The organism is Micromonospora lupini (assembly GCF_026342015.1).
GTDB classification, from domain to species: domain Bacteria; phylum Actinomycetota; class Actinomycetes; order Mycobacteriales; family Micromonosporaceae; genus Micromonospora; species Micromonospora lupini_B.
In genome coordinates this window covers 222,615-238,437 of sequence record NZ_JAPENL010000002.1, presented here as the reverse complement: position 1 = coordinate 238,437, position 15,823 = coordinate 222,615, and the positions used below count along the sequence as shown (strand labels likewise).

11 protein-coding genes and 1 tRNA gene are annotated in these 15,823 nt (G+C 71.1%); 8 read left to right on the top strand and 4 right to left on the bottom strand.

Annotated features, from left to right (window positions below; all coding sequences use genetic code 11):
- Nucleotides 1-31: 31 nt before the first annotated feature.
- Nucleotides 32-481 (top strand): helix-turn-helix transcriptional regulator, encoded by a 450-nt coding sequence (locus tag OOJ91_RS15855; protein ID WP_266245770.1) that lies wholly within the window; start codon nt 32-34, stop codon nt 479-481.
- Between the two features lie 92 nt (nt 482-573).
- Nucleotides 574-2,955: an excinuclease ABC subunit UvrA gene (locus OOJ91_RS15850; RefSeq protein WP_266245769.1), complete on the top strand. Its 2,382-nt coding sequence runs from the start codon at nt 574-576 to the stop codon at nt 2,953-2,955.
- A 174-nt stretch (nt 2,956-3,129) separates the two neighbouring features.
- On the opposite strand, the gene OOJ91_RS15845 is transcribed toward OOJ91_RS15850, so the two are convergent.
- From OOJ91_RS15845 to OOJ91_RS15830, 4 genes are all read right to left on the bottom strand, one after another.
- Nucleotides 3,130-3,201, bottom strand: a tRNA-Arg gene (locus OOJ91_RS15845).
- A gap of 92 nt (nt 3,202-3,293) precedes the next feature.
- Entirely contained in the window at nt 3,294-3,986 is a 693-nt protein-coding gene (locus OOJ91_RS15840; protein ID WP_266245768.1) for a winged helix-turn-helix domain-containing protein, read from the bottom strand.
- A 299-nt stretch (nt 3,987-4,285) separates the two neighbouring features.
- Nucleotides 4,286-4,954, bottom strand: a complete 669-nt coding sequence (locus OOJ91_RS15835) for a DUF305 domain-containing protein (protein ID WP_266245766.1) — start codon at nt 4,952-4,954, stop codon at nt 4,286-4,288.
- Between the two features lie 8 nt (nt 4,955-4,962).
- Nucleotides 4,963-5,763: a DUF3105 domain-containing protein gene (locus OOJ91_RS15830; RefSeq protein ID WP_266245765.1), complete on the bottom strand. Its 801-nt coding sequence runs from the start codon at nt 5,761-5,763 to the stop codon at nt 4,963-4,965.
- Between the two features lie 97 nt (nt 5,764-5,860).
- Between OOJ91_RS15830 and argS the strand changes: the two genes are divergently transcribed.
- The 6 genes from argS (at nt 5,861) to OOJ91_RS15800 (ending at nt 15,818) form a co-directional block, all read left to right on the top strand.
- The gene (argS, locus tag OOJ91_RS15825) at nt 5,861-7,534 is read left to right on the top strand and encodes an arginine--tRNA ligase (RefSeq protein ID WP_266245764.1); all 1,674 of its coding nucleotides are present in this window, start codon (nt 5,861-5,863) and stop codon (nt 7,532-7,534) included.
- Between the two features lies 1 nt (nt 7,535).
- Complete coding sequence (gene lysA, locus OOJ91_RS15820) at nt 7,536-8,921, top strand: diaminopimelate decarboxylase (RefSeq protein ID WP_266245763.1); 1,386 nt, start codon at nt 7,536-7,538, stop codon at nt 8,919-8,921.
- Nucleotides 8,922-8,929: 8 nt separating this feature from the next.
- Entirely contained in the window at nt 8,930-10,240 is a 1,311-nt protein-coding gene (locus tag OOJ91_RS15815) for a homoserine dehydrogenase (protein ID WP_266249719.1), read from the top strand.
- 134 nt (nt 10,241-10,374) lie between these two features.
- Entirely contained in the window at nt 10,375-11,424 is a 1,050-nt protein-coding gene (gene thrC, locus OOJ91_RS15810; protein WP_266245762.1) for a threonine synthase, read from the top strand.
- A 119-nt stretch (nt 11,425-11,543) separates the two neighbouring features.
- Nucleotides 11,544-14,843 carry an efflux RND transporter permease subunit gene (locus OOJ91_RS15805; protein ID WP_266245760.1) on the top strand — a complete coding sequence of 1,100 codons (3,300 nt, stop codon included), beginning with the start codon at nt 11,544-11,546 and terminating at the stop codon, nt 14,841-14,843.
- Between the two features lie 159 nt (nt 14,844-15,002).
- Nucleotides 15,003-15,818: a polysaccharide deacetylase family protein gene (locus tag OOJ91_RS15800; protein WP_266245758.1), complete on the top strand. Its 816-nt coding sequence runs from the start codon at nt 15,003-15,005 to the stop codon at nt 15,816-15,818.
- Nucleotides 15,819-15,823 lie beyond the last annotated feature (5 nt).

Below are 15,823 nucleotides of genomic sequence, written 5' to 3'. Positions count from 1 at the left end.
CTCGTCGGGGGTCTGTGGCACGATTTTCCAGGTGACCAGCCGATCCGCCGAGAGTCAGCGCCTGAGCGATCTCGCGCGGCTGCGCCGTGTCCGCGACCGCATCGACCGGGAGTACGCGCAGCCCCTGGACGTCGAGGCGCTCGCCCGGGGCGTCCACATGTCGGCCGGCCACCTCAGTCGGGAGTTCCGGCTCGCCTACGGCGAATCTCCGTACAGCTATCTCATGACCCGGCGTGTCGAGCGGGCGATGGCGCTGCTGCGTCGCGGCGACCTCAGTGTCACCGATGTCTGTTTCGCGGTCGGCTGCTCGTCGCTCGGCACCTTCAGCACCCGCTTCACCGAGTTGGTCGGTGTGCCGCCCAGCACCTACCGGCGGGAGGCGGCGCTCGCGACGGCCGGGATGCCGTCGTGCACGGCGAAGCAGGTGACCAGACCCATCAGGAATCGAGAAGCGCCTGCCACGCCGCCGCCCATAGCGTGACTGCCACGTGTCGCATCGGCCTGGGCGAGCCTCCCCGAGCCGCACCGGCCGTGACCTGAGGGCTCCCGCCCGCCCGAGAAGATGGAGACATCATGAGCAAGGCCACGGACCCGCCCGCGGCGCACGTCGCCGACCGGCACGACCTGATCCGGGTGCAGGGCGCGCGCGTGAACAACCTCAAGGACGTCACGGTCGAGCTTCCGAAGCGCCGGCTGACGGTGTTCACCGGGGTCTCCGGCTCCGGCAAGAGTTCGCTGGTGTTCGGCACCATCGCGGCCGAGTCGCAGCGGATGATCAACGAGACCTACAGCGCCTTCGTGCAGGGCTTCATGCCGACGCTGGCCCGGCCCGAGGTCGACGTGCTGGACGGGCTGACCACGGCGATCATCGTCGACCAGGAGCGGATGGGCGCCAACGCCCGCTCGACCGTCGGCACCGCCACCGACGCCAACGCGATGCTGCGCATCCTCTTCAGCCGGCTCGGGCAACCCCACATCGGCTCGCCGAACGCGTTCTCCTTCAACGTGCCGTCGGTGCGGGCGACCGGCGCGATCACTGTGGACCGCGGCGCGGGCCGGACGAAAACCGAGAAGGCGACCTTCAACCGTCTCGGTGGCATGTGCCCGCGCTGCGAGGGGATGGGCTCGGTCACCGACTTCGACCTGACCGCGCTCTACGACGACAGCCTGTCGCTCAACGAGGGCGCGATCACGATCCCCGGCTACAGCATGGAGGGCTGGTACGGCCGGATCTTCCGGGGCTGCGGCTACTTCGATCCGGACAAACCGATCCGAAAATACACGAAGAAGGAGTTGCAGGACCTGCTCCACCGGGAGCCGACCAAGATCAAGGTCGACGGCATCAACCTGACGTATGTCGGCCTGATCCCGCAGATCCAGAAGTCGTTCCTCTCCAAGGACGTCGACACGCTGCAACCGCACATCCGCGCCTTCGTGGACCGTGCGGTCACGTTCACTACCTGCCCCGACTGTGCCGGCACCCGGCTCGGCGCGGAGGCCCGCTCGTCGAAGATCGAGGGGAAGAACATCGCCGACGTCTGCGCGATGCAGATCAGCGACCTGGCGGCCTGGGTCCGGGGCATCAGGGAGCCGTCGGTGGCGCCGCTGCTCACCGGGCTGCAACACCTCCTCGACTCGTTCGAGGAGATCGGGTTGGGCTACCTGTCGCTCGACCGGCCCTCGGGCACGCTCTCCGGCGGCGAGGCGCAGCGCACCAAAATGATCCGCCACCTCGGTTCGTCGATCACCGACGTCACGTACGTCTTCGACGAGCCGACGATCGGGCTGCACCCGCACGACATCGCGCGGATGAACGGCCTGCTGCTGCGCCTGCGGGACAAGGGCAACACCGTCCTGGTCGTGGAGCACAAGCCGGAGGCGATCACGATCGCCGACCACGTCGTCGATCTCGGGCCGGGCGCCGGCACCGCCGGAGGCGAGGTGGTGTTCGAGGGCACCGTCGACGGGCTGCGCGCCAGCGACACGCTCACCGGGCGGCACCTGGACGACCGGGCCCGCGTGAAGACGTCCGTCCGGGCGCCGTCGGGTGTGCTTGAGGTACGCGGCGCGAGCACCCACAACCTGCGCGATGTCGACGTCGACATTCCCCTCGGCGTGCTCGTGGTGGTGACCGGCGTGGCTGGCTCGGGAAAGAGTTCGCTGATCCACGGCTCGGTGTCCGACTCCGACGGGGTGGTGTCGGTCGACCAGAGCGCGATCCGCGGCTCGCGACGGAGCAACCCTGCGACGTACACGGGTCTGCTCGACCCGATCCGCAAGGCGTTCGCGAAGGCCAACGGTGTGAAACCGGCGCTGTTCAGCGCCAACTCCGAGGGCGCCTGCCCCGGCTGCAACGGCGCCGGCGTCATCTACACCGACCTGGGGATGATGGCAGGTGTCGCCGCCACCTGTGAGGAGTGCGAGGGGAGGCGGTTCCAGGCGTCGGTCCTGGAGTACCGCTTCGGCGGCCGCGACATCAGCGAGGTGCTCGCGATGTCGGTGCGCGAGGCCGAGGAGTTCTTCGGCACGGGTGCGGCGCGTACGCCTGCCGCGCACGCCATCCTCGACCGGCTCGTCGACGTCGGCCTCGGCTACCTCAGCCTCGGTCAGCCACTGACCACACTGTCCGGCGGCGAGCGGCAGCGGCTCAAGCTTGCCACCCGGATGGCCGAGAAGGGCGGCGTGTACGTCCTCGACGAGCCGACCACCGGCCTGCACCTCGCCGACGTCGAGCAGCTGCTCGGCCTGTTGGACCGGCTCGTCGACTCCGGCAAGTCGGTGATCGTCGTCGAGCACCACCAGGCGGTCATGGCGCACGCCGACTGGATCATCGACCTGGGCCCGGGCGCCGGTCACGACGGCGGCCGGATCGTCTTCGAGGGCACCCCGGCCGATCTCGTCGCCGCCCGCTCCACCCTCACCGGGGAACACCTGGCGGCGTACGTCGGCAGGTGAGCGTCCCGCGCGGGAGACCGTGATCGACTCCATGTCGCCGATGTGGGGGTATCCGGGGTCTCGGACACCACGATATCGCCGCGATGGAGTCGATCATCCCCGCCGAGGTGACCGTCGGCGCAAACAAGACGGGCGCGGGAGCCAATGTGCTCCTGCGCCCGGCAAATCCTGGTGTGCCCCCGGCAGGATTCGAACCTGCGCCCCCGCCTCCGGAGGGCGGTGCTCTATCCCCTGAGCTACGGGGGCTCAGCGACTGGAGAAGACTAGCAAACCTCCTCCTCGTACGCCGAATCGGTATCGGGTGAGCCGATCGTGTCGGTGACCGGCCCACCCGGTGCTCAGGCCGCGATCGCCCGCCCACAACTGGGCAGCGGATGCAGGACGATCCGCCGGGGCAGACGACGCGGCCACTCGTTGCGTGGCCAGGACCCGTCCACGATCAGGTGCACGGTGCGCTGCTCCTCGCCGCTGAGTCGCAGCACGAAGTCGCGAGGGAGCGGCGGGTCGACAGTCGGCGTGGTGATCATGAAGCGCACCCGGCCCCGGGACGACACGGCGGAGATCACGTCGGCCGCCGGCATCGTGCCGCGCAGCCGTACCCGGCCGATCCAGTAGACCTCGGCCAGGTGCTCCTGGGCCGTCCGGGTGATCGCCGGGTACTCGCTGCGTACCCAGCGCTCGACCGCGCTGACGCAGAGCCCGCAGGCGCGCTCGCGCGGTTCCCGCGGACCCAACCCCCAGGCCCGCAGGTACGCCCCGACAGCCCCCGCGTCCAGCGGGAGGTCGAACCGGCGCTGGATGAGCGTGGTGAGGCTCTGCCGCGTCCACAGCTCCTCGTCCAGGCCGAACTCGTCGGGGTGGACGCCCCGGAGTGTGTCGATCAGTTCGAGTTCCTGTTCGCGGCTGAGCGTTCCCGGCTCGCCCTGCCGCTGTCCGCGACGGACGGCTGCCACCGCCCCGTCACCACCGATGGTGTGGCGTCGGCACCAACTGGTGACCGAGCGCCGTGCGTCTCTGAGTGCAACCCCCACGTCTTGGGCAACGAGCCCGAATCACCTCCGGTCACGATATGTGCGGAGAAAACTCTCTAAGCAACGTAATCGCCTGGATCGCTCGAATCGCCCATACGGGATCCAACGGACAATATGGGCGTTGGTCGACTCGATTTCCTGGAAACCGGGCTGTCAACGCGCCTCGGACACCCCGACTTTCAGGAACCCGAGTCGATCATGGCGCAGGCCCGCCGTGGCGGGCCCACGCCGGTACGGCGCGGGCCCGCGTCCCGCCTGTGGATGGCGGCGACGCGGGCCCGGTGTGCCCGTGCGGTGGATCAGCCCTTGGCCTGCGCCTGGAGCTGTCGGAGGTTGTTCAACTCGATCTGCTGGGTGTTCTTCATGGTCTGCGCCACCCGCACGACCTCGGCGTTGTCGGTCTCGCCGAGCGCCGCGTCGATCATGTGGATGCCGCCCAGGTGGTGGTCGTACATCAGCTTCAGGAACTGCCTGTCGACCTCGATGCCCTTGGCGTCGCGCAACGAGGTCATCTGCTGCGGCGTGGCCATGCCCGGCATCAGCCCGTCCTTGACGGTGGCCCCGTCCGACATCCACGACATCGGCGGGTTCGAACCGGTCGGGCTGAGACCCCACTCGCGCAGCCAGGTCTGCATGGCGCCGATCTCGCCCTGCTGGCCGGTGGCGATGTCGACGGCGATCTGCCGCACCTCGGGCAGCGTCGCCGACCGGTACGCGATGAGGCTCATCTCCACCGCCTGGGCGTGGTGGGTCGTCATGTCCCGCGCGAAGCCCGCCTCGACCGAGGAGTCACCGGGCCGGACGAGCCGGGGGGTGAGCAGGCCGCCGGCGTACCCGAGCAGCAGGCCCACCACCACCATGATGGCGAGCGCCGCGAGACCGTAGCGCCGCGCCGGGGCCCGGCCGCCCTCGTCCGGGGTGGCCACGACGTCGTCAGGCTCTGTGTCGGTGGTGGCGGGCGCTGTCATGGCCGTCCTTACTGGGTGGGGGGCTGCTGCTGGAGCTCGTGCGGCGTGGTGCCGGTGGCGGTCACACCCTGGTTGCACAGGGCGGTCGGGCCCTCGACGGAGGCGTTCACCCGCAGGTCCTTGATGAACTCGTCGACCCGGCTGTCGTCGGCGTTGTCGACCTTGAGCTGGTAGCCCCACGCCTGCAGCGAGATCGGCTTGTCCAGACCCTCGTACGGGCTCATCAGCATCTTCTCGACGCCGCGCACCTTGCCGGCGAGCTTGTCGACCTGGTCCTTCGGCAGGTCCGGGCGGTAGGTGACCCAGACCGCGCCGTGCTCCAGGCTGTGCACCGCGTGCTCGTTGGCGATCGGGGCGTCGTAGACGTCGCCCATGCAGTTCTGCCAGGCCGCGTTGTGCACCCCGCCCACGGGCGGCGAGTACTTGTAGGTCAGGGGGCCCGACTTGTGGGACTCGTACTCGAGGCTCGCCTTGTCGGTCTTGCGGATGTTGACGATGCCGTCGATGGCGTTGGCCTTCTTGTCCCACGGCTTGGCGCCCTGGAACGACGCCCAGGCGCCGTAGCCGATGATGCCGGCGGCCAGCACGCCCACGGCCACGAAGAGCGCGATCGGGCCCCAGGCCCGGCCCTGGCTCACCTTGACCGGGGTGACCGGCTTGCGGGGGCCCTTGCCGCCTGCCCGTGGCGTGGCTGCCGGCTTGCCGGTGCCGGCCTTGGCGCCGGACGCCGGCCGGCCCGCGGCCGGCTTCTTGCCGGTGCTGACCACGGTCGGGCGGCGCTCAGGGCCGCCCGGGGTGCTGATGCTCATCGTGCCTCGTCAGGTCGGTCGGTCAGGGGAGTGGCGGGCCGGATGACGCGCAGGGTAGCCGCCGAGTGGCCGAGTCTACCCCCGATAACATGGTTGGGTGACTCCTGCAGAACTCGCCTCGGTCGTCCTCACCGCCGCCCACGCCGTCTTCACCGGCCGTGGCCTGGATCACGCCGCGCTCCCGGAGCGCACGGTGGTGGAGCGACCGCGCAACCCCGAGCACGGCGACTATGCCTCGACGCTCGCTCTGCAGTTGAGCAAGAAGGTGGGCGTCCCGCCGCGCGAGCTGGCCACCGCCCTGGCCGACGAGCTGGGCCGGGCGCCGGGGATCAAGTCGGTGGAGATCGCCGGGCCGGGCTTCCTGAACATCAGGCTCGACGCCGCCGCCGCCGGCCAGCTCGCCCGGCTGATCGTCGAGGCCGGCGCGGAGTACGGCCGCAGCGACAGGCTCGCCGGTGAGAAGATCAACCTGGAGTTCGTCTCGGCCAACCCGACCGGCCCGGTGCACATCGGCGGGGTCCGCTGGGCGGCCGTCGGCGACGCGCTGAGCAGGCTGCTGCGGGCCACCGGCGCCGAGGTGGGCACGGAGTACTACTTCAACGACGCCGGCTCCCAGATCGACAGGTTCGCCCGCTCGCTGCTCGCCGCCGCCAAGGGTGAGCCCGCGCCGGAGGACGGCTACGGCGGCGCGTACATCGCCGAGATCGCCACCGAGGTGCAGGCCCGCCGGCCGGAGGTGCGCTCGCTCGACGACGACGCCGCCCAGGAGGTCTACCGGGTCGAGGGTGTCGCGCTGATGTTCGACGAGATCCGCTCGTCGCTGCGCGACTTCGGGGTCGAGTTCGACACCTACTTCAACGAGAAGGACCTGCACGACCGGGGCGAGCTGGACCTGGCGCTGGCCCGGCTGCGCGAGCAGGGCCACCTCTACGAGGCCGAGGGCGCCACCTGGCTGCGCACCACAGACTTCGGTGACGACAAGGACCGGGTGCTGCGCAAGTCCAACGGCGAGTGGACGTACTTCGCCGCGGACTGCGCCTACTACCTGGACAAGCGCGAGCGCGGCTTCGAGCGCGTCGTGATCATGCTGGGCGCCGACCACCACGGCTACATCGGCCGGATGAAGGCGATGGCCGCCTGCTTCGGCGACGACCCGGAGCGCAACCTGGAGATCCTCATCGGGCAGTTGGTCAACCTGCTGCGCGACGGCGCCCCGATGCGGATGAGCAAGCGGGCCGGCACGGTGATCACCCTGGAGGACCTGGTCGACGCGATCGGCGTGGACGCCTCCCGGTACGCGTTGGCCCGCTACTCCAGCGACTCCCCGATCGACATCGACATCGAGCTGTGGACACGGGCGAGCCGCGACAATCCGGTCTACTACGTGCAGTACGTGGCCGCCCGGACGGCAAGCGCCGCCCGCCAGGCCGCCCAGGTCGGGCTCACCCGCGGCGACGGCGCGGCGTTCCGCCCCGACCTGCTCGACCACGAGAAGGAGAACGAGCTGCTCAAGGCGCTCGCCGAGTTCCCCGCCGTGGTCGCCTCGGCAGCGGAGCTGCGGGAACCGCACCGGGTCGCGCGCTACCTCGAGGAGCGCGTGTCGCAGGCGTACCACAGGTTCTACGACGAGCCGACCTGCCGGATCCTGCCGCGCGGCGACGAGCCCGTCACCGACGCCAACCGCGCCCGGCTCTGGCTCAACGACGCCACCCGCACGGTGATCGCCAACGGGCTGCACCTGCTCGGCGTCTCCGCTCCCGAGAGGATGTGACATGCGGGCTCACGAGGCTGGTGCGCTGCACGCGGACATCAGCAACCAGGGGCCGGCCTGGCTGCGTACCCCGGCCGACGTCAACGCCCTCGTGCCGGCGCTGTGGCCGCGCAGCGTGACGCGCGGGGCCGACGGCGCGGTCGCCGTCGCGGGCCTGAGCGTCCGCGACATCGCGGCCGAGTTCGGCACCCCGGTGTACGTCCTCGACGAGGCCGACCTGCGCTCGCGCTGCCGCGACTTCCGGGCTGCCTTCCCGACCGAGGACGTCTACTACGCGGGCAAGGCGTTCCTCTGCCGCGCGGTGGTGCGGATGATCGCCGAGGAGGGGTTGCACCTCGACGTGTGCACAGGCGGCGAACTGGCCACTGCGTTGTCGGCGGGGATGCCGCCGGAGCGGATCGGCTTCCACGGCAACAACAAGTCGGTGGCCGAGCTGGCCCGGGCGCTGGACGCCGGGGTGGGACGGATCATCGTCGACTCGTTCACCGAGATCGACAGGCTCACCGCGCTGGCCCGCGAGCGCGGGGTCCGACCCCGGGTGCTGGTCCGGGTCACCGTCGGCGTCGAGGCGCACACCCACGAGTTCATCGCCACCGCCCACGAGGACCAGAAGTTCGGCTTCTCGCTGGCCGGCGGCGCCGCCGCGAACGCCGCCTTCAAGATTCTCGGCGAGGACGTGCTTGAGCTGCGCGGCCTGCACTCGCACATCGGCTCGCAGATCTTCGACGCCAGCGGCTTCGAGGTCTCGGCCCGACGGGTGCTCGCCCTTCAGGCGCAGATCCGCGACGCGCGCGGGGTGGAGCTGCCCGAGCTGGACCTGGGCGGCGGCTTCGGCATCGCGTACACCACCCAGGACGACCCGGCCGCTCCGCAGGACCTGGCCAAGCGCCTGCGCAAGATCGTCGACTCGGAGTGCGCGGCGGAGAACCTGGCCGTGCCGCACCTGTCGATCGAGCCGGGGCGGGCCATCGTCGGGCCTGCCGTGTTCACCCTCTACGAGGTCGGCACGGTCAAGGACCTGGACGGCATCCGCACGTACGTGAGCGTCGACGGCGGGATGAGCGACAACATCCGCACCGCGCTCTACGACGCGTCCTACTCGGCGACGCTTGCCTCCCGGGCGTCGGCCGCGCAGCCGTTGCTCGCCCGCGTGGTGGGAAAGCACTGTGAGTCCGGGGACATCGTGGTGAAGGATGAATTCCTGCCCGCCGACGTGCAGCCCGGAGATCTTGTCGCAGTGCCCGGCACCGGCGCCTACTGCCGGAGCATGGCCAGCAACTACAACCACGTGCCCCGACCGCCGGTCGTGGCGGTGCGCGACGGCCAGGCGCGTCTGATCGTCCGGCGGGAGACCGAAGACGATCTGCTGGCATTGGATGTGGGATGACGTCACCTGTGCGCTTGGCGCTGCTCGGCTGCGGCACTGTCGGCCAGGAGGTGGTGCGGCTGCTGCACGAGCAGTCGGCCGACCTGGCCGCCCGCATCGGCGCTCCACTGGAGATCGCCGGCATCGCCGTCCGCAGGCTCGGCCGCGACCGCGGTGACCTGCCGGTCGACGAGGACCTGTTCACCACCGACGCGCTCGGCCTGATCAAGCGCGACGACGTGGACGTGGTGATCGAGGTGGTCGGCGGGATCGAGCCGGCCCGAGGCTGGCTGGTCGAGGCGCTGCGGGCCGGCAAGAGCGTGGTCACCGCCAACAAGGCGCTGCTCGCCGAGGACGGCGTGGCCCTGCACGAGGCGGCGGCCGAGGGTGGCGGCGACCTCTACTACGAGGCGTCCGTGGCCGGTGCCATCCCGCTGCTGCGACCGCTGCGTGAGTCGCTGCACGGTGACCGGATCAACCGGGTCACCGGCATCGTCAACGGCACCACCAACTTCATCCTCTCCGCGATGGACGCCACCGGCGCCGGCTTCGCCGAGGCCCTGGAAGAGGCCACCGAGCTGGGGTACGCGGAGGCCGACCCCACCGCCGACGTGGAGGGCTTCGACGCGGCGGCCAAGGCCGCGATCCTCGCCTCGCTGGCGTTCCACACCCGTGTGGGCGCGGCCGACGTGCACCGCGAGGGCATCACCGAGGTGACAGCTTCCGACATGGCCAGCGCCCAGGCGATGGGCTGCACGATCAAGCTGCTCTGCATCGCCGCCCGGGGCGTCGACCCGGCCGGCCGGGAGACGGTGAGCGTCCGGGTGCACCCGGCGATGATCCCGCGCAGCCATCCGCTGGCAAGCGTCGGCGACGCGTTCAACGCCGTCTTCGTCGAGGCGGACGCCGCCGGGCAGCTCATGTTCTACGGCCGGGGCGCGGGTGGCGCGCCGACCGCCAGCGCCGTGCTCGGCGACGTGGTGGCGGTGTCCCGCAACCGGCTCGCCGGGGTCCGCGCGGCCAGCGAGAGCGCGTACGCGGCCCTGGCGGTGCGGCCGATGGGCGAGGCGCTGACCCGCTACCACGTGAGCCTGGACGTGGCCGACCGTCCGGGTGTGCTGGCCGCGGTGGCCGGCGTGTTCGCCCGGCACGACGTGTCGATCGCTACAGTGCGGCAGGGCTCCGCGGGCGGGGCGCCCGGCCGGGACGGCGACGCCGAGCTGGTCATCGTCACCCACGTCGCGCCGGACGCCGCGCTCGCCGCGACAGTTGTCGAGCTGCGCGGCCTGGACATTGTCCGATCGGTGACGAGTGTGCTGCGGGTCGAGGGCGGCGCGTGAGTCGTTTGACCATCGGGGCGGCTCTCCCGTCCCGATAGGTGGGTAACCCGGGGTCTGCCATCGATGGCTGCGGCAGGGTGGTCCAGGGTGCCTGATGCTCGGGTCGGTATAGGGCTAGCGGCGAGGAGAGCGACATGTGGCGGGGTCTGATCGAGGCGTACCGGGATCGGCTGCCGGTCACCGCGGCCACGCCGGTCGTCACGCTGCACGAGGGGAACACCCCGCTGCTGCCGGCGCCCGTGCTCTCGGCCCGGCTCGGCTGCGACGTCTACCTCAAGGTGGAGGGCGCCAACCCGACCGGCTCCTTCAAGGACCGGGGGATGACCCTCGCGGTCTCCAAGGCGGTCGAGGCCGGCAACAAGGCGATCATCTGCGCCTCCACAGGCAACACCAGCGCCTCCGCCGCGGCGTACGCGGCGCGGGCCGGGCTGACCTGCGCGGTGCTGGTGCCGCAGGGCAAGATCGCGCTGGGCAAGCTGGCCCAGGCGCTTGTGCACGGGGCGAAGCTGCTCCAGGTGAGCGGCAACTTCGACGACTGCCTCGCGCTCGCCGCCAAGCTGGCCCAGGATCACCCGGTCGCGCTTGTCAACTCGGTGAACATCGACCGGCTGCACGGCCAGAAGACCGCCGCCTTCGAGATCGTCGAGGCGCTCGGCGACGCCCCCGACATCCACTGCCTGCCCGTAGGCAACGCCGGCAACATCTCCGCGTACTGGATGGGATATTCCGAGGAGCACGCCGCCGGCGCCACCACGCGGGCGCCGAAGATGTACGGCTTCCAGGCGTCCGGGGCGGCGCCGATCGTGACCGGCCAGGTGGTGCCGGAGCCGTCGACGATCGCCACCGCCATCCGGATCGGCAACCCGGCGAGCTGGACCAAGGCCCTCGATGCCCGGGACGCCTCCGGTGGCCTGATCGCTGCGGTGACCGACCGGGAGATCCTCACCGCGTACCGGCTGCTCGCCCGCGAGGTGGGGGTCTTCGTCGAGTTGGGCAGCGCGGCCAGCGTGGCCGGCCTGCTCCAGCAGGCCGCGGCGGGCGCGGTTCCGGCCGGCTCGACTGTGGTCTGCACGGTGACCGGCCACGGCCTGAAGGACCCGGAGTGGGCGATCTCCACCGCGCCCGCCCCGGTGACCATCGAGAACGACCCGCTGGCCGCCGCCCGCGCTCTCGACCTGGCCTGAGAGCGGTAGCGCCCGGCGGCGGTGGGACGCCGCCGGGGGCGGCGGGGGCTCGGGTGATCGAATCCGGCACACTTTCACCTATCCCCGCCCGCATTCTCTTTCAGGAGTGAGCCAGGCCGATGTCGCTGCTCGCCAGATTCAGCCTCGCCAACCGAGGGCTTGTCGCCCTCATCGCGGTGGTGATTACGGCGTTCGGAGCGTTCGCCGTGCCGTCACTGAAGCAGCAACTGCTGCCGTCGCTCGAGTTCCCGGCCGCGTTCATCGTGGCCGCCTACCCCGGCGCCGGCCCCGAGATCGTCGAGTCGCAGGTGACCGAGCCGATCGAGAACGCCCTCCAGGGCATTCCCGGGCTGGACAAGGTCACCTCCACGTCCCGCGAGGGGTCGGCCACGGTCCAGGTGGAGTACGAGTTCGGCACCGACCTGGACGACGTGGTCAACAAGATGCAGACCGCGCTGAGCCGGATCGACGCCCAGCTGCCGGAGAGCGTCGACCCGCAGGTCATCGCGGGAAGCACCGACGACCTGCCGGCGGTGGTGCTGGCCGCGGCCGGCGGCGCCGACGAGCGGGCGCTCGCCGAGAAGCTGCGCGCGACTGTGGTGCCGGAGCTGGAGGGCATCGAGGGCGTCCGCACGGTCGAGGTGACAGGCACCCGCGACGACGTCGTGGTGGTCACCCCGGATCCGGCGAAGCTGGCCGCGGCGAAGGTCCAGCCGACAGCCATCGGCGCCGCGTTGAAGACCAACGGCGTGTCGGTGCCGGCCGGTGCGGTCACCGACGGCGGTCTGGCCCTCCCGGTGCAGGTCGGCACGCCGATCGCCACCCTGGACGACCTGCGCGGCATCATCGTCGCCCCCGGCGCGGCCCCGGTTCGTCTCGGTGACGTGGCGACTGTCGAGCAGCAGCTCGCCCCGGCGACCGCGATCACCCGGACCAACGGCAAGGACAGCCTCGGCATCGCCGTCACCGCGGCCCCGGACGGCAACGCGGTGGAGATCTCCCACGAGATCCGGGACCGGCTGGCCGACCTGAAGGACGCCTCCGGCGCGGAGCTGACAGTGGTCTTCGACCAGGCGCCGTTCGTGGAGAAGTCGATCGAGTCGTTGACCACCGAGGGTCTGCTGGGTCTGGTGATGGCGGTCATCGTCATCCTGGTCTTCCTGCTGTCGGTGCGCTCGACGGTGGTCACCGCGGTCTCCATCCCGCTCTCCGTGCTGGTGGCGCTGCTCGCCCTGTGGATCGGCGACTACTCGCTCAACCTGCTCACCCTCGGCGCGTTGACAATCGCGGTGGGCCGGGTGGTGGACGACTCCATCGTGGTGTTGGAGAACATCAAACGACACCTGGAGTACGGCGAGGAGAAGCGGCAGGCGATCATCACCGGCGTCCGCGAGGTGGCCGGCGCGGTGACCGCGTCCACCCTCACGACGGTGGCGGTGTTCGCGCCGATCGCGCTGGTCGGCGGCTTCGTCGGGCAACTCTTCGCGCCGTTCGCGATCACGGTGACCGTGGCGCTGCTCGCCTCGCTGCTCGTCTCGCTGACAGTGATCCCGGTGCTGGCGTACTGGTTCCTCAAGCCGCGCGGCGGCACCGTCGACGACGAGGCGGTGCGCCGCGAGGCCGAGGAGAAGGAGCTGCGCAACCCGTTGCAGCGGGCGTACCTGCCGGTGATCGGGTTCGCCACCCGCAAGCGGTCGACCCGCTGGATCACCGTCGGGCTCGGCCTGCTGGTGCTGTTCGGCACCTTCGGGTTGGCGCAGAAGCTGGAGACGAACTTCCTGGACGACTCCGGCCAGGACACGCTCAGCTTCCGGCAGGAGCTGCCCGCCGGCAGCGGCCTGGCCGCCACCGACGCGGCGGCCAAGCAGGTCGAGGCGGTCCTCGGGCGGGTCGACGGGGTCGAGACCTACCAGGTGACCGCCGGTGGTGGCGACTCCCCGTGGGCGGGCGGCGGGGGCAACAACGTCGCGAGCTGGTCGTTGGCGCTCGACGGCGACACCGACGCCAAGCAGGTACGTGAGGAGCTGCGCCGGGAGTTCGACAAGATCGGCGACAGCCTGGGCGAGGTCAGCTTCGGCGGTGGGCAGGAAGCCTCGACCAGCCAGCTGGAGGTGGTCGTCCAGGCCAGTGACCCTCAGGTGCTGACCCAGGCCGCCGAGGCGGCCCGGACGGCGATGGCAGGTGTCCCGGACGTCGAGGACGTCACCACGAGCCTCGCCGAGCGGGTGCCGAGGGTCGACGTCGCAGTCGACCGGGTCGCCGCCGGCCGGGTCGGCCTCACCGAGGCCGCCGTGGGTCAGCTCGTGTCGCAGGCGTTCCGTGGCGCTCCGCTGGGCCAGGTGGCGGTCGACGGCCGCCAGCAGGACGTGGTGCTGCGGCTGAGCACGACCGCGCCGGTGTCCCTGGAGGAGCTGCGGGCACTTCCGGTCGGGCCGGTGAAGTTGGACGACATCGCGGACGTCACCCAGGCCGAGGGGCCGCAGCAGGTCACCCGGATCGACGGCGAGCGCAGCGTCTCGGTGACCGGCGCCGCGACCGGTTCGAACCTGGGCGCGACGACGAAGGAACTGCAGAAGCGGCTGGACGGCATCGACGTGCCGGGGGCGAGCTTCACCATCGGTGGGGTCAGCGCCGATCAGTCGGACGCCTTCGGTGACCTGGGTCTGGCGGTGCTGGCCGCCATCGCGATCGTGTTCCTGATCATGGTGGCCACGTTCCGGAGCCTCACCCAGGCGTTGATCCTGCTGATCTCCATCCCGTTCGCGTCGACAGGCGCGATCGGCCTGCTGCTGGCCACCGGGACGCCACTGGGAGTGCCGGCGCTCATCGGTGTGCTGATGCTCGTCGGCATCGTGGTGACAAACGCGATCGTGCTGCTCGATCTGATCAACCAGTACCGGGCGCAGGGTATGGGGGTCCGGGAGGCGGTTGTCGAGGGTGGCCGGCGTCGGCTGCGCCCGATCCTGATGACCGCGGTCGCGACGATCTTCGCGCTGCTGCCGATGGCCCTCGGGTTGACAGGTGAGGGCGGCTTCATCTCGCAGCCCCTGGCGGTCGTCGTGATCGGCGGCCTGCTCAGCTCGACGCTGTTGACGCTGATCCTGGTGCCGACCCTCTACACGATGGTGGAGCGCACCAAGGAGTCGCTGCGGGAGCGTCGTCGTCGGCGGCGCTCCGGCGACCCGGCGGCGACCGCGCCGGACGGGTCGGAGGGCGTCGAGCCGGACGGCCCGAACCAGGTGGCCGTGCCGACCGGCGCACCGGCGTCGACGCCTGCCGACGGCACGCAACCGGCGGCGGCACGTCAGGCCCCGTCGGGAGCGCTCGTGGACGGCACGGACCAGTTCGAGGTGCTGCGGCTGCCCCGTAGCCGCACCTCGCCGCTGCCCCCGTCCGAGCCCACCGAGCCGACCGAGTAGTCGCACGACATCCCGGAACGCCCCCGGCAGGTTCGCCTGCCGGGGGCGTTCGGCTGTGCCGCCTCGAACACTTTGATCGGTCGACGGGCGCTGCCCCTTGCGTCACATCTTGCATACTCCAAGTAGGCAGGGCGAGGTGGCGGCGGGCGGAGCGGGTGGATGACGGAGAGCGCGCACGGGTGGTCCCGGCGCGATCTGCTGCGCCGGGGGGCTCTGCTGGTGACCGGGGCGGCCGCCGGGGCGGGCGCCACCGACGCCTGGCTCACCCACCGGCGGTTGCCGCTCGCCGGCGGTCCGGCCAGCGCCACTGTCGGCAACGGGCCGCAGGACGTCGGCGCCGGGGCGGTGCCTGTCATCTGGTCGGGGTCGACAACGCAGCGGCTGGTCGCGCTCACCTTCGACGACGGCCCGGCGCCACTGTGGACGCCCATGGTGCTGGACACCCTCGCCGAGCACCGGGTGCCCGCGACGTTCTTCCTGGTCGGCGCCCAGGTCAGGAAGCACGCCGACCTCGTACGCGACAGGCTCGCCGAGCACGAGGTGGGCAACCACAGTTGGGCGCACCGGGACCTGGCCCGGCTGGACGCCGCCGAGGCGTACGACGACCTGCGCCGCAGCCACGACGTGATCGCCGCCGTGACCGGCAGGCCACCTCGGCTGGTCCGTCCGCCGTACGGCCACCTGGGTGGCGCGGTGCTGCACGCGGCGGCCCGGCTGAACTATCGACTGGTGCTCTGGTCGTCGCAGATGGTGGAGCGGGAGTTTCCCGACGATCCGGCCGGCCACGCCCGGCGGATCGTGGACGGTGTCCGGCCCGGGACGATCGTGCTCGGGCACGACGTGGGTGACAGACGACGTCTGGTCGCGCTGCACGGCCTTCCGGACATGATCGCCGGGCTGCGGGCGCGCGGCTACACCTTCGTCACCGTCTCGGCGCTGCTGGGACCCGCTGTCGTCCCCACACCGACCGGGTAGGGTCC